This window comes from Bradyrhizobium betae, assembly GCF_008932115.1.
GTDB classification, from domain to species: Bacteria; Pseudomonadota; Alphaproteobacteria; order Rhizobiales; family Xanthobacteraceae; genus Bradyrhizobium; species Bradyrhizobium betae.
Genome location: NZ_CP044543.1, coordinates 3,720,098 through 3,738,881, shown reverse-complemented (window position 1 = coordinate 3,738,881; position 18,784 = coordinate 3,720,098). Strand labels below are relative to the sequence as shown.

The window sequence follows — 18,784 nt, the reverse complement described above, 5'->3', positions numbered from 1 at the left end:
AGCCTCCTATTTTCGTGGCGCCGCACTTTGGGAAATATACTTGGCGAGATCCTGCAGGGATTTGTCGTCGATGAAAGACACCGGAAACGCTGGCATTTCGATCAGACCCCGACGAACGACCTGCGTAATAGTCTCGGGCGGCAACTGGCGCCCCTTGATGACGGGCCCGACACCAACATCATGACAATACGTGCAAATCTTGCTGTAAATATCAGCGCCGCCTCGCCAAACGCCGTCGCCCGCGGGGAATGCCGGCGACGATCCCGTCGCAACGGAAAGCACCACCACTACGCTGGCAGCACCGATCTGCTTGAGACCTGCCAAGAGCGTGAGTGCAGCCATCTCGGCGCTCCACTTCCCACGAGGGCAATCTTCAATAGAGGCTGGTGTGCCCACCGCGCCAGCCTCCTCTCGATCTCAATAGTGGATCGAGATATGGTCCTCGACCGAGTTCACGCCCGGTGCCGACCACGCGGCCATCTCGGCCTCGTCGCGCTCCGCTACGGACCGGACCGACCCGTTCAGGATCGCAGTATGACCACGCGCTTGCACCGTGATCTGGTGCGCATCGAGACGGGCATTGCGTGTGAGCGCCTCGGTGATCCTGTTGCTGATGTCCTGCGGTTCAGCAGGGTTGTCGATGGTGATGGAATTGGTCACACCTTTCACACCGTGCAAATGCCGAACGGCGGTTTCGGCCGCCGTCTTCTGGTAGTACCATTGCACTTTACCCTCAAGCGTGACCCAGCCGTCGCGAACCATCGGCTTGACCTTTTCCGACGGCACGGAAACGTTCCACCTGAGGGAGTTGACCACCCTCTCAGTCAGATCGGTGTCGCTCGGCTTTGCGCCGATCAAGTTCACCTTCAGATCTTCTGCGATACCGGTGACGCCAAGAACGCCTTTAACAACCTTCTCCGCTTCCCACTTATCGAGAAAGTTTCGTACCTCCCCCGTGAGCGTCACCACGCCATTCTTGGCAGTCACCGCGATCTTGGTGGCATCGACTTTCGGATTCCATGCGAGTTGTCTCTCGACGTCCTGGCGAAGTTCCAGATCAGTCTTCATGATCGTCTCCTCTTGCAAGGCGCCCTCCTCCAAAAGAAAATCTGCGCCGTTTGATGGAAGGAGTCGACAGATATAATAGGGCAATGAACCTGTCGTTCGTCATGGGAAAGTGAAGCGTCAACCGAAACGGCCGGTAGGTTGGCCCTGTATCTGTTGTTCGGCATGGGGTCCGAACGCCGATCGGCGTCCTAAGTAGTTGATTAATCTCGACATGGAGGGGTCAATGTTGGACGCCTATTCACACCTAGGACGCCAAACGCCCCGTTCCCCGCTGGTGTCGAAAGGGGCCGATTTCCTTGATTTACCTCAAGGGACACGCCGGTTCTTGGCCGAGCATTAGTCCTATGAGTGCTAAGAGTGCACAGGACGAACGCCCCAGCGAGGATGCGCGAAAGCCGCAACAATCTCGCGTTGACGAGTCGCGCCGGGTCATCGAGGGGTATGCGAACGATCTGCGCGAGATCATCAAGCAGCTTCGCCGCCTCAATTAGGGACTCGCTCCGAGCTTCCTATGTTCGGAGATCAGAGTGCTCGTCGCCCTGATGGAAGAGATCGAATGTACGCCAACTCCGGTTGAGTGCGGCTCGGATTCAAGACCAACGGACGCGGGCAAGATCAAGACGAGAAAGCCAAGGCGCCATTCTCGGTGTTGTCTGTCCTCATTGTCGCGATATTCGATTCCAGTATCGCTTGGATCGTACGCGCGCAGCGGCCACACTTGGCCGTACAACATAGGAATTCGTAAACATGCTTTGGACTCGAAGGCTTTACGTCAGCAATCGTCGACTTTACCTGACTGTCGCTAAGGACATTGCAACTACAGACGATCACGGTGCACTCCTAATTAGTCACCCTAGGTCGCCACCCGCGACGGGCAGAATGTCGCCGGTGATGTAGCTCGCCTCGTCCGAGGCGAGAAACAAGATTGGCGCTACCTGCTCGTCAATCGCGGCGTAGCGCTTGAGGAAACTGGAATCCTTTACCTGCTCGACGGTCTCGGCCATCCACTCCTGCTCTTCGATAGTGTCGCCCTCAGCGTTGCGTGGCACTCGTCGCGGAGGGGCCTCGGTACCGCCCGGCGCGGTCGCGACGACACGGATGTTGCGCGAAGCGTATTCCATAGCCAAGCTTTGCGTGACGGCGTTGATCCCACCCTTCGCCGCGGAATAGGGCACGCGGTGAATTCCGCGTGTTGCATTCGACGACACGTTGACGATGGTGCCCCGGCCGCCCTTGAGGAAGTGCGGCAGCACGGCATGGCAACACCACAGCGTCGGCATCAGCGAACGCTGGATCTCCGCCTCGATCTGCTCGGGCTCGAAACGGTCGTATGGCCGCATCCGGATCGCGCCGCCGACATTATTGATGAGGATATCTATGCCGCCGAAGCGGCTCACCGCCTCGGCCATCGCGCCCGAAGCCCCATCGTAAGTCTCGAGATCGCAGACGAAACCGTGTCCTCGAGCGCCTGCTTCCGTCGCGACGTCGTTCACGAAATCCGCCCGATCGACGAACAGGACATCGCCGCCCTCGGCCGCGGCGCGCAGCGCCACGGCCCGCCCGATACCTTGCGCAGCGCCTGTCACAACCAGTCTCTTTCCGGCAAAGCGGTCGGCGAAGATCATGCCGCCACCGCTTCGGTCGCAGAAAACTTCTCGTAGAAGAAGTGCGAAGGCTTGACGCCCTTCTCCGTGAAGAATGCCCGTACCGCCTCGACCATCGGCGGGGGACCGCACAGATAGACGTCGCAATCGCCGGCGTTGAGATGCTCGTCGGCGAGATGTGCGGTGACGTAGCCCTTCAACGGATGCGAACTCTCCTGGCTGGCGACGCAGGTCACCCAGGTCAGCGTCGGAAGCTTCTTGGCAAGTGCCTCTATCCTCTCGATCTCGACCAGGTCGCCGTCGTTTGTGACGCCGTAGATCAGGTGCACCGGCTGATCGGTGCCGCGATCCGCAAGGACTTCCAGCATCGACAGTATCGGCGCCAGTCCCGTGCCGCCGGCGAGCATGACGACCGGGCGCTCTACCGCCCGCAGGAAGAAGCTTCCTTGCGGACCGACAAACGTCATCCGGGCGCCGGTCTTGGCATCTTTGGCGAGCCAGCCGCTCATCAGACCGCCCGGCACGTTGCGGATGAGGAAGCTGGCTTCCGTCGCTCCGACCTTCGAACTGAAGGAGTAGGAGCGGTGCTCGCTCGTCCCCGGCACCGTGAGATTCACATACTGGCCCGGCAGGAATCCGAGCGCGTCGGGTTTGTCGAGCTTGAGCTTGAGAATGATGGTGCTATCCAAGACGAGTTCGACCGAGCTCACCTCCCCGCCATGCTCGGCTGGCTTCACCTTGCAGGCTCCGGACGGCACCGGAACGGCTATGACGCAATCCGAGGACGCCACCATCTGGCAGGTCAGCACCATCCCTTCTTCGGCTTCCGCTTTGCTCAGCGCGTCCTCGAGATACTCGTCGCCGAGATCGTATTCGCCCTGCTCGCAACGGCATTTGCAGGTGCCGCAGACACCGTCCGAGCAGTCCATCGGCAGATTGATCTTGTTGCGGTAGGCCGCGTCGAGGACCTTCTCACCCTCGTTGCAGTCGATGAAGCGGGTCGCTCCGTCTTCGAAATTGAGTGCCACGCGGTAGGTCATGTCACCTTCTCCAGTCATCCGGACGCGCTACGTCAGATGTGATAGACGTCGATCACCTGGTGGATGTAGTCGCTCTTCAGGACGACCTTTTTCGCCACGATGCGCGGCTCGTCGCCTTTCGTATCCAGCGTGTAGAAGGCAGTGCCGAAGAAGCTGTCCGTTTTCTTGTAGCGGTGGCTCAACGTGTGCCAGTTGAAGCGCAGATCCAGCTCCCCGTCGCGCTCCCTCACAATCTCGATATTCGAGATGTTGTGGCTGGTCCGCGGCTCCGGAGTGCTCGCACCGGAGCGCTCGGTCTTGATCCGGAAGACGCGGTCCTCAAGTCCCTCGCGGTTGGGGTAGTAGATCAACGAGATATCCTTCTGGGGATCCTCGACCAATTGGTCGTCATCGTCCCAGGACGGCATCCAGAAACTGACGTCTGGTGAATAGAGCTTGATCCATTCGTCCCACTGCCGATCGTCCAGGAGGCGCGCTTCGCGATAGAGGAAGGCCTTCACCTGCTCGAGGTCGAACTTCACTGAAGGCGAGAGAGTGGCGTTGGCTGCGACGGTCATGCTGCTTCTCCCTGCATCGGCTTGAAGCGAGCCGTCTCGCCGCCATTCCGGAGGATCGCCTCGCGGAGCGCTTTCGCCCAGAATTCATGCTGGCGCACGAATAGCCCTTCGTCCTCGCTGCGCTCACCGCTCAGGAGCGGCTTCAGACCGATCGCCTTGGCGTTCTCGTCCGGACCGTCGATCCAGTGCACGGCACCGCGGCTGAGATCGTTCCAGAGCTCGCCGGCGCCGACATAGGCCGTCTGGCATGCGCGAAACTCCTCCAGGTCGTCCGGCGTGCCCATCCCAGAGACGTTGAAGAAGTCTTCGTACTGCCGGATGCGGATTGCGCGCTCCTTGGCATCCTCACCCTTCGGGGCGAAGCAGTAGATCGTGACCTCGGTCTTGTCGACGCCGATGGGGCGCACGACGCGGATCTGCGTCGAGAACTGGTCCATCAGATAGACGTTCGGATAGATTCCGAGATTGCGCGTCTGCCCGACAATGAAGCCGGCGCGTTCCTTGCCAAGGCGCGCTTCGAGCGCCTCCTTGTGGTTGAACACCGGACGGACCTCGGGATTGAGCAGGTTGGTCCACAGCAGGATGTGACCATTCTCAAAGCTGTAGACACCACCCACGCTCTTGGACCAGCCGTTGGCGTCGACCGTCTTCGTTCCCTCGTTTTCGTAATTGCGGTGGCCCATCGTCGCCGAGTAGTTCCAGTGAACCGAGCTCACATGATAGCCATCGGCGCCGTTCTCCATCTGGAGCTTCCAGTTGCCGTCGTAGACGTAGGAGGAATTGCCGCGCAGCACCTCGATGCCGTCAGGAGCTCCGTCGACGATCTGATCAATCACGGCCTTGGCGCCGCCGAGGTGATCTTCGAGAGACGGGACGTCCGCGTTCAGGCTGCCGAAAAGAAAGCCCCGATAGCTCTCGAACCTCGGCACCCTCGCCAGGTCGTGCGAGCCCTGCGTATTGAACGAGGCCGGATAATCGCCAGCCTTGCCGTCCTTCACCTTCAACAGTCTGCCCGTGTTGCTGAAGGTCCAACCGTGGAAGGGACAGGTGAAGCTGCCCTTGTTGCCGTGCTTGCGCCGGCACAGCATAGCTCCACGGTGAGCGCAAGCGTTGATCATGGCGTGGAGCTCGCCGGCCTTGTCGCGGGTGATCATGATCGGCTTGCGGCCGATCCAGGCACTGAAGTAGTCATTGTTGTCAGGGATCTGGCTTTCGTGCGCCAGAAACACCCAGTTGCCCTCGAAGATGTGCTGCATTTCGAGCTCGTACATCTCGGCGTCGGTGAAGATGTCGCGACGGCACCTGAACAGTCCGCGCTCCTTGTCTTCGACCACCGCACCGTCAATGCGCTCCAGTACCGTCGTCATCGTTCCTCTCCTCTATGATTTCCTTTTTGCGCCGGTATGCCGAAGGCTACGCAGCCTCGGCGCGCGGTCGTGACGAGAAGTGCTCGTCGGCGCCGTCGGAGGCACGTTGGAGCTGGAAGTCGAAGTTGATGTAGGCACTATCGCCCTGGCGCTGCGGGACCGGCAGCAGGCCGTCGCGGGTGGCGAAGGCGAAGTCGTCGGCAGAATGCGGATCGTCGCCGAAGTTGATTTGCGTGGTCAGCTTGCGATAACCGGGCGCCTCGATGAAGAAATGGACGTGTGCAGGGCGATGGCCGTGGCGCCCGATCGCCTTCATCAGCGTGTCCGTGGCGCCGCCCGGCGGTACGGAGTAGCCGTTCGGCATCTTGGAATGGAACGCGTACCTGCCGTCCGGGCCGAGCTTGATACGTGCGCGATTGTTGAAGGGAGTCTGCTCACGCGTCGGGTCGAAGTGCGAGTACCAGCCTTGCGAATTGGCGTGCCAGACGTGCAGCACGGCATCCTTGACCGGTTCGCCGTCGGGACCAGTCACACGACCCCTCATGTAGAGACTGCCGGTATCGTCGGCATCCTTGGTCAGATTGACGTCACCTTCCTGCAGCGGCGCGCCCGCCACATAGAGCGGTCCCTCGATCGTGCGCGGTGTGCCACCAGTCAATCCGGCTTCGGCGTCCTTCGCGTCCATGAAGAGATCGAGGAAATGTTCCAGGCCAGTGCCCGGCACCAGCAAGCCGTATTCCGGCGCACCCTTCTGCAGGAAATTCACCGCGCCCCAAAATTCATCCTCGCTGACGTCGTGGCGGGCGATGATCTCGGCGCCGGCCTCGACGATGTCGCGCACGATCGCTTTCAGACGGGCATCGCCGTTCGGTTGATTGAGACCGGCAGCCTTGTCGAACAAGGCCTGGACTTCCGGGGTCTTCACGAAGCTCGCATCCATGTCGTCTCTCCCTTGGTTTTGTGTCCGCGGCGCGGACGTTCGTGTTTCGAAACGTTAGCGGTCGTCCTCATGCAGCGAGGACGGGTGCCGGCAGAGCGGCGTCACCTCCATCTCCATGAAGGGATAGAGCGGCAGGCTCGTCAGAATATCGTGGAGCTCGGAATTGCTTTCGACATCGAAGATGCTGACGTTCGCGTAGCAGCCAACGACGCGCCAGATGTGCCGCCACTTGCCGGCGCGTTGCAGTTCCTGGAAGCGCTCCTTCTCGCGCGCCTTGAGGCGCTCGGCTTCCTGCTTGTCGAAATCCAACGGGATCCGCACGTTCATCTGGACCATCGTCAGCATGGCTCAAGCTCCCTTCGCGACGACGTGCAGGGTCGGCGCGGTACGGTCGCGGCGGAAGCGAGCGATCTTGTCCTCGTCGAGCGTGATGCCGAGGCCGGGTCCGGTCGGGACGCCCAGGGTGAAATCCGCGTAGTCGAGGGGCTCGGCGAGGATCTCCTCGGTGAGCAGCAGCGGGCCGAACAGTTCGGTGCCCCACGCGAGTTTCGGAAAGGTCGAGAAGAGGTGGGCGGAGGCTGCCGTGCCGACGCCGGCCTCAAGCATGGTGCCGCCGTAGAGCCCGACGCCCGAAGCGTCGGCGATGGCGGCGACGTCGCGCCCGGCATGAAGACCGCCCGACTGGGCGATTTTCACTGCGAAGACGCGGGCTCCCGCGCTTGCGGCGACGCGGAAGGCATCGCGCGGACCGTGCAGCGCCTCGTCTGCCATCAGCGGAATGCCGTGGCGTGCGGAGAGACGCGCCATGGCCGCGAGCGCGTCACGCGCGACCGGCTGCTCGACTAGGTCGCAACCGGCGTCCTCCAGCATCTTCATGCCGAGATCGGCCTGCGCCTCGTCCCATCCCTGATTGACATCCACGCGGACGCTGCCGCGGCGTCCCACGGCCTTCTTGATCGCCGCCACGTGCGCCACGTCGTCGGCCACGCTGCGCTTGCCGATCTTCAGCTTGAAGATCGAGTGCCGCCTGGTCTCGATCATCGCCTCGGCTTCCTCGATGTCGCGCGCGGTATCTCCGCTCGCGAGCGTCCAGGCTACGGCTAAACGATCGCGGACGCGGCCGCCGCCGATCAATTCGGAGACGGGCACGCCGAGCCGCTTGCCTGCAGCATCGAGCAAGGCCGTCTCCACCGCGCATTTCGCGATGTGGTTGCCGACGACGCTTTTGCCGATTTTCGCCATCGTCTCGGCGACGCGGGAGACGTCGCAGGTCTTCAGGACCGGCGTGATGTAGGTGTCGATTGCGAGCTTGATGCCTTCGGGGCTTTCATCACCGTAGCTGAGGCCACCGATCGTGGTGCCCTCGCCGATCCCCACGACACCGTCCGAACAATCGATCCGGACCAGGAGCACCGCCTGGCTACGCATCGTCGCCATCGCCAGGACGTGCGGCCGAATGGTGGGCACGTCGACGATAAAGGTATCAATATGGGCGGGCTTCACTATCACCGTCGTTTCCTCGATTTCTCAGTTCTTGCCTGAGAACTACGGGTAGACGGCGCGTTCGGCAAAGATCGTTTGGGTTTACATATTATACCTAAACGGTATAATTAGGGCATGGACCTCCGGCAGCTGCGTTATTTCGTGACGGTCGCGAACGAGCGAAATTTCTCGCGCGCCGCGGACCGGCTGCACATCGCCCAGCCGCCGCTGAGCCGGCAGATCCAGCAGCTCGAAGCCGAAGTCGGTGCCGAGCTGATAGACCGCTCGTCGCGGCCGCTGCGGCTGACCGAGCCGGGCCGGCTCTTCTACGAACAGTCGATCCAGGTGCTCGCGCGTGTCGAGGAGATGCGCACGATGATGAAGCGCACGCTCAAGATCGAGAAGAGACGGTTCGTCATCGGGTTCGTGGGTTCGGTGCTGTACGGGCACCTGCCCGAGCTCATCCGGGAGTTCCGCCGCGCGGCACCGGAGGTCGAGCTCCATCTGGTCGAGCTCGTCACTCTTGAGCAGATCGCCGCCCTCAAGGAAGGCCGGATCGATATTGGATTTGGACGCGTGCGCTTCGATGACGACGAGGTTCGCCGCATCATCTTGCGCGAGGAGCAACTGGTGGTCGCTTTGCCGATGGATCACCCATTGGAAAAGCAGAGCGGTCCCGTGTCCCTTGAGCAACTCGCCGAAGAGCGCCTCATTCTCTACCCTCGCGCGCCCCGCCCGGGCTACGCCGACCAGGTCATCGCTCTCTTCCATGATCGAGGACTCGAACCTCGGGTTGCACATGAAGCGCGCGAACTTCAGATTGCGGTCGGCCTCGTCGCCGCCGAGGAAGGCGCCTGCATCGTGCCGGTCTCGGTGCAGAAATCGCGGGTCGAAGGCGTGCGCTATAAGCGGCTCGCCGAGCCTGCGACGTCTCCCATCATCATGAGCCACCGCCAGGGCGACAAGATGCCGGAACTTGGAGTGATGGCGGACGTCATCGCCCGCATGTATCAGATTTGGGGCTACGACGTACCTGACGCACTGCTGCGTTTCGATCTGTGAAAGTGATCGGCCGTCGAGGTTCAACGCAGATTTTCGGCAAAGAGGTTGCGACGCGTCACTTCCGGAATTTCGGCGGCTCCTCCGCGATCTCCGACTTCGCGACGGGAAGCTGCCACTTGTAGCGGATCGCCAGCACACGAAGTCCGAAGCACAGCATCAACGCCACGACGACGACCGGCGTGACCGGCAACTGCAGCAGGTGACCGATCACCACTACGCCGGCGGCGGCGAGTGCAGCGACGGCGTAAAGCTCGGCGCGCAGAACGGTCGGTATTTCGGCCAGAAGCACGTCCCGCACCATACCTCCACCGATCCCGGTCACCATGCCGAGCACGACCGACATCACCGGGTTCAGGCCGTGGGCCAGCGCCTTTGAAGAGCCTGCGACGGCGAAGAACGCCAATCCCGCAGCATCGAACACCAAGATCGCGGTCGACAACCGCGCGATGAGCGATGAGGAGTAGAACGTGATGAGGCCGGCGAACAGCGATACGCCGAGATACCGCAGGTCGACGAGCGCGGCCGGCGGGACCGCCCCGATCAGGATATCGCGCGTGATGCCTCCGGAATTCGCGGCCGCGAAGGACAGGACGAGGACGCCGAAGATGTCCAATCGTCGTTTGACGCCCGCCAACGCGCCGCTCAGAGCGAAGACGAATGTGCCCGTCAGGTCGAGCACCAGCGAGAGCTTCTCCATACTTTCCAACCTTCCTTATCGCGAGGGGCCGAGGACGCGCCCCACGGCCCCTAAACCGACCTACGCCGGCATCCACGCTCGCGCCGCGACGACCAGGGATTCCACGCCCGTCTCCAGGGTAGGATGGAGTACGGGCGCGAATTTCGGGCTATGGTTCACCGGGAGCTCGTTGAGCTTGTTCGCGTCCCTCGCCTTCGCATAGACGGCCGGATCGGTGCCCCCGACGAACCAGAAGACCGACGGGACGTGCCACTCCGTACCAAAAGACCCGAAATCCTCGCTTGCGGGCGCGGGCCCGGTAGGCCGGACGCGCGCGGCGCCGAAGTGTCCGCGGAACGCCTCCACCACGCGTTGGGTGGCCTCCTGATTGTTCACGTTAAGCGGATAGTGGTCGATCGTCGTGATCTCTGGCTTCCGAGGCGCACCCGATGCGGCCGCTTCGGCGTTGACGATCCGTTCGATCGCCGCCAGCACGCGCGTGCGCACTCCGGCATCGAAGGTCCGTACGTTGAGCTTGATGATGGCATCGTCAGGGATGACGTTCTCCTTCGTGCCGGCCTGGAGGACGCCGACGGTCAGCACGGCCGATTCGGTCGCGGCCACCTCACGAGAGACGATCGTCTGCAGACGCAGCACGGTCGAGGCCGCCATGACGACGGGGTCGATGCTGGCCTGCGGCATCGAGCCGTGGGCTCCCCGCCCGAACAGCTTGATCTGCAGGCTGTCCGCGGCCGAGGTGATCGCACCGGCGCGCCCGGCGACCGTGCCGGCCGGCCCCACCATCACGTGTTGTCCGAGGATCACGTCCGGTTTCGGGAAGCGCTTGAACAGGCCGTCGTCGATCATCGCCTTCGCGCCTTCCCCGGTCTCTTCCGCCGGCTGAAACACGGCCATCAGCGTGCCGCGCCAGGACGATCGCGCTTCCGCCAGCAGCTTCGTTGCACCGGCGAGCCAGGTAACATGCATGTCGTGGCCGCACATGTGGGACACGGGGACCGTGTTGCCGTCCCTGTCGGTAGCGGTCGCCGTGCTGGCGTACGGGAGACCGGTCGCCTCCTGAACCGGCAGCGCGTCCATGTCAGCGCGGAGCATGACGGTCGGGCCGTCGCCGTTGCGAAGCAGGCCCACCACGCCGGTCTTACCGACGCCCGACGTCACTTCAAAGCCTGCCGCCGTGAGCCGCTTCGCAGCGATTCCGGCCGTGCGCGTTTCCTGCATCGATAGTTCCGGATGGGAATGAACGTCCTTGTAGAGGTCGGCCAGGTCGGGAAGCAGAGCGTCGAGATTGCGCAGCGCCGGATCGGAGGAAGTCTGTTTGGTCGTATTCATGGGCGTCTCCTTCGATGTTGAACAGTAGCTTGCGATAGTCTTGAAGTTCGATTTCACCCGTTCGTCCTTGCCATAGCCGGGGGCGGCGTTTTTTTCTTGTCCGCGGCCTTCGACCAGGAGCGGTAGTACGCGACGGCCGTCATCAACGCGATTCCGACGACGCTGACCACGATCTGCATCCAGATCGAGTCGGATACTTCGACGAGAACCACGTGCGCCCCGACGGCTAGGAACACGCCGGTACAGAATACCTCGAGCGATTGCTGGCCGCATTTGACGAGCGGCTGAAACAGCGGCCGTTCGAGCGGGGGCCAGTCACGTGGCAGGAAGCGGTTGATGAAGAAGGCGAGGACGATGAAGTGCAGAAGGCGATACGGTGCCAGGTTGGTCTTGTCGTTCGGATTGAACGCATCGAACAGCCAGACGGGCATCGCGCGACCGATCTCCGGAAACCTTTCCGCCATCGTCATGACGAAGGCGAACAGCAGGTAGGCGAGCCCAAGCCACAACATGGCGCGCGACCGGATCAATGGCCTCGCTACGATCGATCCTCCGAGCGCAAACCATCCGCCGAAAAGGAAGAGGAATTGCCAGCAGAAGGGATTGAAATACCAGTAACCCGTCGGAAAGGCCGCTAGATTCCACTCGAAATGCCGCGCAGCCAGATACAGTAGGAAGGACGCCGCGAGCGTCAGGTTCGGCAGTCGAAGCATGGTCCAGAGGACGGGCGGAAACACGACCATCAGCAGGATGTACAGCGGAAGTACGTCCATGTTGACGGGCTTGAACGCCAGTATCAGCCCCTGGTAGAGTGTCTCCGCTGGGTTCGCCATGAAGCCGGCGACGTTGAATTCGTTCTGCAGATTGGGGTCGGCATAGCGCTTCGCCAGATATCCGATCTCGGCGATGTACATCACGAAAAGGATGATGTGCGCCACGTAGATCTGCCATGCGCGCCTGATCAGACGAGTGCCCGCTATCGTAAAGCCTCGATCGAGCATCATCCGCCCGTAGACGAACGAGGCGGTATATCCGGAGATGAAGACGAACAGGTCGGCGGCATCGCTGAAGCCGTAGTTGCGTTGCGTGAGCCAATTGACCGCGTTGTTCGGGATGTGGTCCAGATAGATCGCCCAGTTCGCGAAACCTCGCAGAACGTCGAGCCGATAGTCGCGCCCTTTCGGCGGCAGGATCGTCCGGATCTTCATGTCGAACGCCCCATTGCCTCGAAACTCCACTAAGCGGCGGATTATTTGCCTGGCGTCATGGCGGATGCGTCAGCTCGCCGCCACTCCAGATAGGACATGACGGTCTTGCCTGCCGACGAGATCGGGCTGGCGCTGCCCAGGAAGAGGCGGTCGCCGTCGATCCGGACGTCGCGCGCCTGGGTCGGACCGATCCAGTTCGGGAGCAGGGAGATGAACATCGAGTGCGTAAGATGCTGCTTCGCCTCGTCGACGTCGAACGGGCCGGTGTAGGCGATTTAGCTGGTGGCTTCGCCCTTGAACTCGGCATCGGTCGCGACAATCCAGTGGCCGGAGGCGAACGGCTTGCGGCCCGGCTTGGAGAGTCGCGCCGACATGAAGCCGTCGGGCGTGCACATGATAATCTCCTTTGGATTGGTGCCCATGGGGTAAAAGGACGGCGAACCGTCGACTGGCCGTTTTTCGTAGGAGACCAGGCACCAGGGCCATGAGCCGGTCGCGCAGACTCTTCTCGGTCATGATCGCTGTCCTCGCCGTGCGGCACCCTTTCAGTTTCTCTGCATATCGCCGTCGATCGGCACGATCTGGCCTGAGATCGACTTGGCGGCGTCCGAAGCGAGAAACACGGCGAGCGCAGCGATATCCTTCGGATCGACCAGATATGGCAGCGATTGATCGGACATCGATTCGGCCTTGATCTCCTCGACGGACTTCCCGCTCGCCTTTGCCCGTCCCTCGAAGACCCTATGGATCCGGTCACCGTCGACGGCGCCCGGCAGGATCGCGTTGGCCCTGATGTTGTGGGCGCCGAGCTCCATCGAAAGCGTCTTCGTGAAACCGATCAACCCCCACTTCACGGTGGAATAAGGGCTGCGGTTCGGGTTGCCGAAGCGCCCCGCCGCCGAGGACATGTTGATGATGACGCCACAGCCCGATTCGATGAGGTGCGGTATAGCGGCCTTGGTGATGAGGAACGTGCCCGTGAGATCGATCTTGAGGACGGCTTCCCACTGATCGGGATCGACGTCCTGGACGGGAGCGGTCGGGCCCGAGATGCCTGCATTGTTGACCAGGATGTCGACGCCGCCCCCGAGCTGAGATGCCGCGTCCTTCATCATCGCTTCGATCTGCTTTCGATCGCCGACGTCGCATACGCCGGTCTTCAGTCCCGGCAGTTCACGCGCCGTCGCATCGAGCGCGGCACGGTCGATGTCGCACGTGTAGACGCTATCGCCCGCCAACAGAAAAGCCGCGGCGATTTCCTTGCCGATTCCCGCGGCTCCCGCCGAAATCAAGACCCTCCGCATTATCGCTCTCCGAAGGCATCTCCTAACGGGAAGATCGGCCTTTTGGCGGGGTCGAGAAACCGACCTGATCAGGTCGGTAAGTCCAAGCTGCCGCAGCGATTAACTTGGGTTGAACCGTAACCGATGGTTCGAGGAGGCCGGAGATGACAAGCAAAGTCGTGGTATGCGGCAAGCTATTCGACGGCCAGAGCGACATGATGCTCGGTCCGATGGAAATCCTGATCGACGAGGGCACCATCGTCGAAGTGTCGACCTCGGTAGGCCGTCCCAGGGGCGCCGAAGTCATCGACCTAAGCGAGCGTGCGGTCTCGCCGGGATTCATCGACACTCACGTCCACCTCTGTATCGACGGCCTGAATCTCGCCAGGCAAACGCTGCAGTGCTCGCCCGCGAAAGCCCTCGCCGGATTGTACTACGCGCAGCAATACATGCGTTTCGGTTTCACCACCCTTCGAGACATGGGCACGCTGGACCCCGAATGGCCGACCGTGAATCTTCGCGACGCCATCGACAGCGGGATGGCCCGGGGGCCGCGTCTGATCGTTGCCCCTCACATGATCAGTGCGACCGCCGGGCACGGCGACATGCAAGGGATGTTTCCGTGCCGGTGCCACATGGGTCTGTCCAGGGTCGCGGACTCTCCGGCCAAGATCCGCGAGTTGGTCCGGATGGAGCATGCCTTCGGCGGCAACTGGATCAAGACGATGAACACCGGTGGCTACATGAGTGCGGGTGACGATCCGGCCAGAGTGACCTGGTTCGACGACGAGATGCTGTCCCTCGGGCAGACCGCGCAGCAGCTCGGCCTACCGTTGGCGGTCCATACCGGCGCGGCGGAGGGGTGCAAGCAGGCCCTGCGAGCTGGCGCGCGAAGTTTGGAGCACTGTTACCTCATCGACGACGAGGGCGTCGCGATGGCGGAGAAAGCCGGCTCGTTTCTCGTTCCCACGATGCAGATGACGAGGGAGGACAAGGCGCTCATGAAGGCGGGCAAGCTTCCAGAGCACGCGGTCTGGAAATTCCGCCGCGACGTCGCGGAGATCGAGAAGGCGCAGAAGCGCATCGCACGAAGCAAGGCTAAGGTGGCTTTCGGGACGGATTGCGGAATGTTTCCGTTCAGCGAAGGCGTCCTGGAGTTTCAGGCCATGGTAGCCGCGGGTATCGCTCCCGTTCGGGCGCTGAAGGCGGGCACTAGCGTCGCGGCGGAACTGTTGCAACGCGACGACCTCGGCGTGATCGCGCCTGGTAAGCAGGCGGACATCATCGCGATGCCAGGTGATCCCTTGGCGGACATTGCCGCCACGGCGAAGGTGGACTTCGTCATGAAAGGCGGTCGGGTCTATCGGTATGGAGCGCTCGACATACTTCAGTGACGGCGGCGCTTCTGAGATCCGCGGCTCGTCATGAACGCGTTCCGCCTAGACAGGCTTGGAGCGTGCTCGAAGCTCCCGACCGCATGAAATCGCGGCGACCACGGGTCGATTGACGACGCCGTTCAACGGGAAACGTCAACGCCCTCCTAACCCGTAAGTCGGAAATAGCAGCCAGAGCTACCGGCGTCGGAACACTGAACCTTCCAAGCCTCACCCGATTGGGACTCGCTGCAACCGGGCTGATGCGCTATTCTGTCGCAGGTAGAGTTCAGTCGCCTCAGCCGCCCGGAGAGAGTGCATGAAACATTACCCCGCGGGCGAATTCGACGCGTTCAGGTCCGCTGCTGAGGGAATGGTAACGGCTCTGGCCGGCGCGAAGGACATCTCCGAAATCGACCGGATTTTCGTCGAGCGGGTCATCAGCCTCGGCTTCCACACTGCAGGCTATATCCGCGTGTTCGGCCGAGGCCAGTTCCACTCCGCCGGATTTCTGTTCGGCGGCACCGTCCCGAATTGGGCGGAGCGCTATCAATCCCAGCATTACCAAATCAACGACCCCGTCGTTTCCGCAGCCTGCCGCATGACAGGCGCCTTCACGCTCGACGAGGTAGCTCGCACGTCGCGCCTGGGCGCCCCTATCCTCAAGGATAGTCGCAGATACGGCCTCTACGACGGCTTCTGCGCACCGATCCGGGCGGAATACGACGAGCTGGGCGTGGTGATGCTGGGAACGGGTCGATTGCTCGATCTCGGCGATTATGAGCGTTTTCTTCTGCAGGGAATGTGCGAGGCCTATGCGCAAGCCGGTCTCAAGATGCACCTTGCTCCGCACGCGGCTCCGCCCTCCCTGACCAGGCGGGAGACGGAATGCTTGAGGTGGGTCGCCGTAGGCCGCAGCGATCCGCAAATCGGCATGATCTTGGGCCTCTCGCCAAACACCGTGCACGCTCACGTGGAGGCGGCGAAGAGCAAGCTCGGCGCCAACTCCCGGGCACAACTCGTCCTTCGAGCGGTGATGGCCGGCATTCTCAGATCGGATCCCTCGCAATAATCGTTTTTTGCGCCTCTAGCGAAACGCCCGAACTCACCCGATCAGGTGGGTACCGGTTCATGGGCCCCAAGCAGAAGATGACGGGCTCCTAGCGCCGGCCATCGGCCCGTCGCGAATTGCTGCTGGCCCGAAGTGCGCGCATGACGAAGGTCGACATCAAGAAAAGCAACGATGTTGTCACCAAGGCTTGTGCGACTGTGACGACGGTTGCCCTAGGTCTTGTTGCAGGTGGTTACGCAAGCGCGGAACTGATCACACCTTCGAAGCTACAGCAGATATCCACCGTCGACGACCGCTTCCAGTCCTACAATATCGAGATGTTGGAGGTGACCGGCGGCCGCTTCTGGAAGCCCTACAAGGACATCAAGAAGACCTCCGCGTCGGCAAGCGACCAAGCCACCGGAGCCGCGTCAAGCACGGCCGCGCCAGCCGGCATGAGTCCGGACCTCTATCAATATCGCCCGCCCATCGATCTCACCAACAGGCGTTTGCGCGCGCTCGCACGACACTTGGGCCCGGCTTACGTGCGCGTGAGCGGCACCTGGGCGAACACGACCTATTTCACCGACGCGAAGACACCGCCGAAGTCGCCACCCGAAGGCTACAACGGCGTGCTGACGCGGGATCAGTGGTTGGGAGCGATCGCGTTCTCGCGCGCTGTCGATGCGCCGATCGTGACCTCCCTTCCGACCAGCGCGGGCACGCGCAGTCCCGACGGCGTGTGGCGACCCGACCAGGCCCGCCGCTGGCTGGCCTTCACGATGGCACACGGCGGAACGATCGCCGCTGCGGAATATTTCAACGAACCAACTCTGGCCTTCATGGGCGGCGCGCCGAAGGGCTATGACGCGACCGCTTTCGGCCGCGACTTCAAAGTCTTCGATGCGTTCATGCGTAAGGAATATCCTCGCGTCAGAATTCTTGGCCCCGGTTCCGTCGGGGAAGCTGACGCATCCTGGTGCGTGGCGAGCGGCGGCTACGGCGAGATGACCGTATTGAAAGCCGGCGACCTCGCCGCGTTTACTGGCGATGCCGATGCGTTCTCCTATCACCACTACGGAGCGGCCTCGAAACGCTGCACAGCGACGGGAACGAGCGCCGCCGACGCGCTTTCGGAAGACTGGCTCGGGCGAACCGACAAGACGTTGGCCTACTATCGCGCGGTCCGCGACAAAGCGATGCCCGGCAAGCCGTTCTGGAACACGGAGACCGCGGATGCGGCATGCGGGGGAAATCCGTGGGCCGGTACGTTTCTCGATACCTTCCGTTACCTCGATCAACTCGGACGCCTCGCGCGGCAAGACGTCAAAGTCGTCATCCACAACACGCTCGCGGCGAGCGACTACGGCTTGTTGGACGAACGAACCTACGCACCGAAGCCAAACTACTGGGGGGGCCTACTCTGGCGGCGATTGATGGGGACGACGGTCCTGGATGTGGGGCCATCCCGGGAAGGACTTCACCTCTATGCGCAATGCTTGCGCGATAAGCCAGGCGGAGTGGCACTTCTCGCGATCAACAACAGCCGCAGCGCCTCGACCGCGATCGATCTCGACGCCGCAAGTCTTCGCTACACTCTGACGGCCGATCCGGTTCAATCCGAAACCGTAAAACTCAACGATGCAGTACTCGAACTGGGTCCGAACGACGCCTTGCCGGAACTGAAAGCTCAGGCGACGGCCGCTGGCTCCGTCACATTCGCTCCGGCCACCATCACGTTCCTCGCGATGCCCGAGGCCGCCAATACCGCATGCAAACGTTAGCCAAGGAGGGATATTCAATGGATAGGCGAGATGTTGCAGTGATCGTGGGCAGCCTGCGGAAGGACTCGATAAACCGCAAAGTTGCGCATGCGTTGATGGAGGTTGCGCCCGCTGATCTGAAGCTGTCCATCGTGGAGATCGGCCAGCTCCCGCTCTACAATCAGGATGGCGACGACAATCCACCATCCGAATGGACGTCGTTCCGCCAGCGCATCGCAGCCGCCAGTGCGGTCCTCTTCGTGACGCCGGAGCACAATCGGTCAGTGCCCGCAGCGCTCAAGAACGCGATCGACGTCGGATCGCGACCCTACGGCAAAAGCGCATGGAACGGCAAGCCGGGCGCAGTCGTCACTGCGTCGCCTGGCGGCATCGGAGGCTTCGGGTCCAACCACCATCTGCGGCAGTCGCTTGTCTTTTTGAACGTTCCGGCGATGGCTCAGCCGGAGGCTTACATCGGAGGCGCGGATAAGCTGTTCGATGCGGGCGGCAAACTCGTCAACGACGGGACACGGAAGTTCTTCGAAGGCTTCATGCAGTCCTTCGCGAAATGGATCGCCTCCAACCATTCATAGATCTCTGAGCGGTCGTACCCACGGGAGGATTGCGTGAGCGAGGCGACTATGATGACCGGCCGCTTGATCGCCGCAGCGCGTGCGCTGACCGGGATAAGTGTGGATGACTTTGCGACCGCAGCGGGACTTCCCCAGGAAGTCCTGCAGCAGATGGAAGCGAATGGCAGTGCTTGGCTTCACTCGGAGAGCGACGCAAAAGCTGTCCGACGCGGTTTCGACCATTTCGGTGTCATTGCTATCGACGAATCCGATGGTTTTGGCGCGGGCGTCAGATTAAAATTCACCCGTCAGGATGCGCGACAGATCGCACGCTTGGAAGGCGAAGGCGGCATTGTCGGCTCCGATGACGCTCTCTAGGCACGGTGAA

20 protein-coding genes and 1 pseudogene are annotated in these 18,784 nt (G+C 62.0%); 6 read left to right on the top strand and 15 right to left on the bottom strand.

Annotated features, from left to right (window positions below; translation table 11 throughout):
• Window positions 1–6: 6 nt before the first annotated feature.
• From F8237_RS17775 to F8237_RS17725, 10 genes are all read right to left on the bottom strand, one after another.
• Window positions 7–342 carry a c-type cytochrome gene (locus tag F8237_RS17775; RefSeq protein WP_151646649.1) on the bottom strand — a complete coding sequence of 112 codons (336 nt, stop codon included), beginning with the start codon at window positions 340–342 and terminating at the stop codon, window positions 7–9.
• A gap of 75 nt (window positions 343–417) precedes the next feature.
• Complete coding sequence (locus F8237_RS17770; RefSeq protein ID WP_151646647.1) at window positions 418–1,068, bottom strand: BON domain-containing protein; 651 nt, start codon at window positions 1,066–1,068, stop codon at window positions 418–420.
• Window positions 1,069–1,683: 615 nt separating this feature from the next.
• On the bottom strand, window positions 1,684–1,899 hold the full coding sequence (locus tag F8237_RS17760) for a (2Fe-2S)-binding protein (RefSeq protein ID WP_151646645.1): 216 nt from the start codon (window positions 1,897–1,899) through the stop codon (window positions 1,684–1,686).
• 17 nt (window positions 1,900–1,916) lie between these two features.
• Entirely contained in the window at window positions 1,917–2,693 is a 777-nt protein-coding gene (gene benD / locus F8237_RS17755; protein ID WP_151646644.1) for a benzoate diol dehydrogenase BenD, read from the bottom strand.
• On the bottom strand, window positions 2,690–3,712 hold the full coding sequence (gene benC, locus F8237_RS17750) for a benzoate 1,2-dioxygenase electron transfer component BenC (RefSeq protein WP_151646643.1): 1,023 nt from the start codon (window positions 3,710–3,712) through the stop codon (window positions 2,690–2,692). The genes benD and benC overlap by 4 nt, the downstream gene beginning before the upstream one ends.
• A gap of 32 nt (window positions 3,713–3,744) precedes the next feature.
• A complete protein-coding gene (benB, locus tag F8237_RS17745) occupies window positions 3,745–4,233 on the bottom strand; it encodes a benzoate 1,2-dioxygenase small subunit (RefSeq protein WP_374761634.1) in 489 nt (162 codons plus the stop codon).
• Window positions 4,234–4,265: 32 nt separating this feature from the next.
• Window positions 4,266–5,636: a Rieske 2Fe-2S domain-containing protein gene (locus F8237_RS17740; protein ID WP_151646641.1), complete on the bottom strand. Its 1,371-nt coding sequence runs from the start codon at window positions 5,634–5,636 to the stop codon at window positions 4,266–4,268.
• Between the two features lie 46 nt (window positions 5,637–5,682).
• Window positions 5,683–6,576 carry a dioxygenase family protein gene (locus tag F8237_RS17735; RefSeq protein WP_151646640.1) on the bottom strand — a complete coding sequence of 298 codons (894 nt, stop codon included), beginning with the start codon at window positions 6,574–6,576 and terminating at the stop codon, window positions 5,683–5,685.
• Window positions 6,577–6,630: 54 nt separating this feature from the next.
• Window positions 6,631–6,921, bottom strand: coding sequence for a muconolactone Delta-isomerase (gene catC, locus F8237_RS17730; RefSeq protein ID WP_151646639.1), 291 nt, complete (start codon window positions 6,919–6,921; stop codon window positions 6,631–6,633).
• A 3-nt stretch (window positions 6,922–6,924) separates the two neighbouring features.
• The gene (locus tag F8237_RS17725; protein ID WP_244625923.1) at window positions 6,925–8,085 is read right to left on the bottom strand and encodes a muconate/chloromuconate family cycloisomerase; all 1,161 of its coding nucleotides are present in this window, start codon (window positions 8,083–8,085) and stop codon (window positions 6,925–6,927) included.
• 108 nt (window positions 8,086–8,193) lie between these two features.
• Between F8237_RS17725 and F8237_RS17720 the strand changes: the two genes are divergently transcribed.
• Window positions 8,194–9,120, top strand: a complete 927-nt coding sequence (locus F8237_RS17720; protein ID WP_151646638.1) for a LysR family transcriptional regulator — start codon at window positions 8,194–8,196, stop codon at window positions 9,118–9,120.
• Between the two features lie 55 nt (window positions 9,121–9,175).
• Here F8237_RS17720 and F8237_RS17715 read toward each other — a convergent pair whose 3' ends face one another.
• From F8237_RS17715 to F8237_RS17695, 5 genes and pseudogenes are all read right to left on the bottom strand, one after another.
• Window positions 9,176–9,817, bottom strand: coding sequence for a trimeric intracellular cation channel family protein (locus tag F8237_RS17715; RefSeq protein ID WP_151646637.1), 642 nt, complete (start codon window positions 9,815–9,817; stop codon window positions 9,176–9,178).
• Between the two features lie 60 nt (window positions 9,818–9,877).
• Window positions 9,878–11,146, bottom strand: coding sequence for a M20 family metallopeptidase (locus F8237_RS17710; RefSeq protein ID WP_151646636.1), 1,269 nt, complete (start codon window positions 11,144–11,146; stop codon window positions 9,878–9,880).
• A 53-nt stretch (window positions 11,147–11,199) separates the two neighbouring features.
• Window positions 11,200–12,354: an OpgC domain-containing protein gene (locus tag F8237_RS17705; protein ID WP_151646634.1), complete on the bottom strand. Its 1,155-nt coding sequence runs from the start codon at window positions 12,352–12,354 to the stop codon at window positions 11,200–11,202.
• A gap of 41 nt (window positions 12,355–12,395) precedes the next feature.
• A pseudogene (locus F8237_RS36895) lies at window positions 12,396–12,827 on the bottom strand (lipocalin-like domain-containing protein).
• A 72-nt stretch (window positions 12,828–12,899) separates the two neighbouring features.
• Window positions 12,900–13,658, bottom strand: coding sequence for an SDR family oxidoreductase (locus F8237_RS17695; protein ID WP_151646632.1), 759 nt, complete (start codon window positions 13,656–13,658; stop codon window positions 12,900–12,902).
• A 143-nt stretch (window positions 13,659–13,801) separates the two neighbouring features.
• Between F8237_RS17695 and F8237_RS17690 the strand changes: the two genes are divergently transcribed.
• The 5 genes from F8237_RS17690 to F8237_RS17670 all read left to right on the top strand — a co-directional run bounded on the left by F8237_RS17690 (window position 13,802) and on the right by F8237_RS17670 (window position 18,774).
• Complete coding sequence (locus F8237_RS17690) at window positions 13,802–15,031, top strand: metal-dependent hydrolase family protein (protein WP_151646631.1); 1,230 nt, start codon at window positions 13,802–13,804, stop codon at window positions 15,029–15,031.
• Between the two features lie 298 nt (window positions 15,032–15,329).
• Window positions 15,330–16,082, top strand: a complete 753-nt coding sequence (locus tag F8237_RS17685) for a helix-turn-helix transcriptional regulator (RefSeq protein WP_151646629.1) — start codon at window positions 15,330–15,332, stop codon at window positions 16,080–16,082.
• Between the two features lie 140 nt (window positions 16,083–16,222).
• Window positions 16,223–17,845: a hypothetical protein gene (locus F8237_RS17680; RefSeq protein WP_244625922.1), complete on the top strand. Its 1,623-nt coding sequence runs from the start codon at window positions 16,223–16,225 to the stop codon at window positions 17,843–17,845.
• A gap of 17 nt (window positions 17,846–17,862) precedes the next feature.
• Window positions 17,863–18,417 (top strand): NADPH-dependent FMN reductase, encoded by a 555-nt coding sequence (locus F8237_RS17675; RefSeq protein WP_151650591.1) that lies wholly within the window; start codon window positions 17,863–17,865, stop codon window positions 18,415–18,417.
• A 33-nt stretch (window positions 18,418–18,450) separates the two neighbouring features.
• Window positions 18,451–18,774 carry an XRE family transcriptional regulator gene (locus tag F8237_RS17670; protein WP_151646626.1) on the top strand — a complete coding sequence of 108 codons (324 nt, stop codon included), beginning with the start codon at window positions 18,451–18,453 and terminating at the stop codon, window positions 18,772–18,774.
• Window positions 18,775–18,784: the final 10 nt, after the last annotated feature.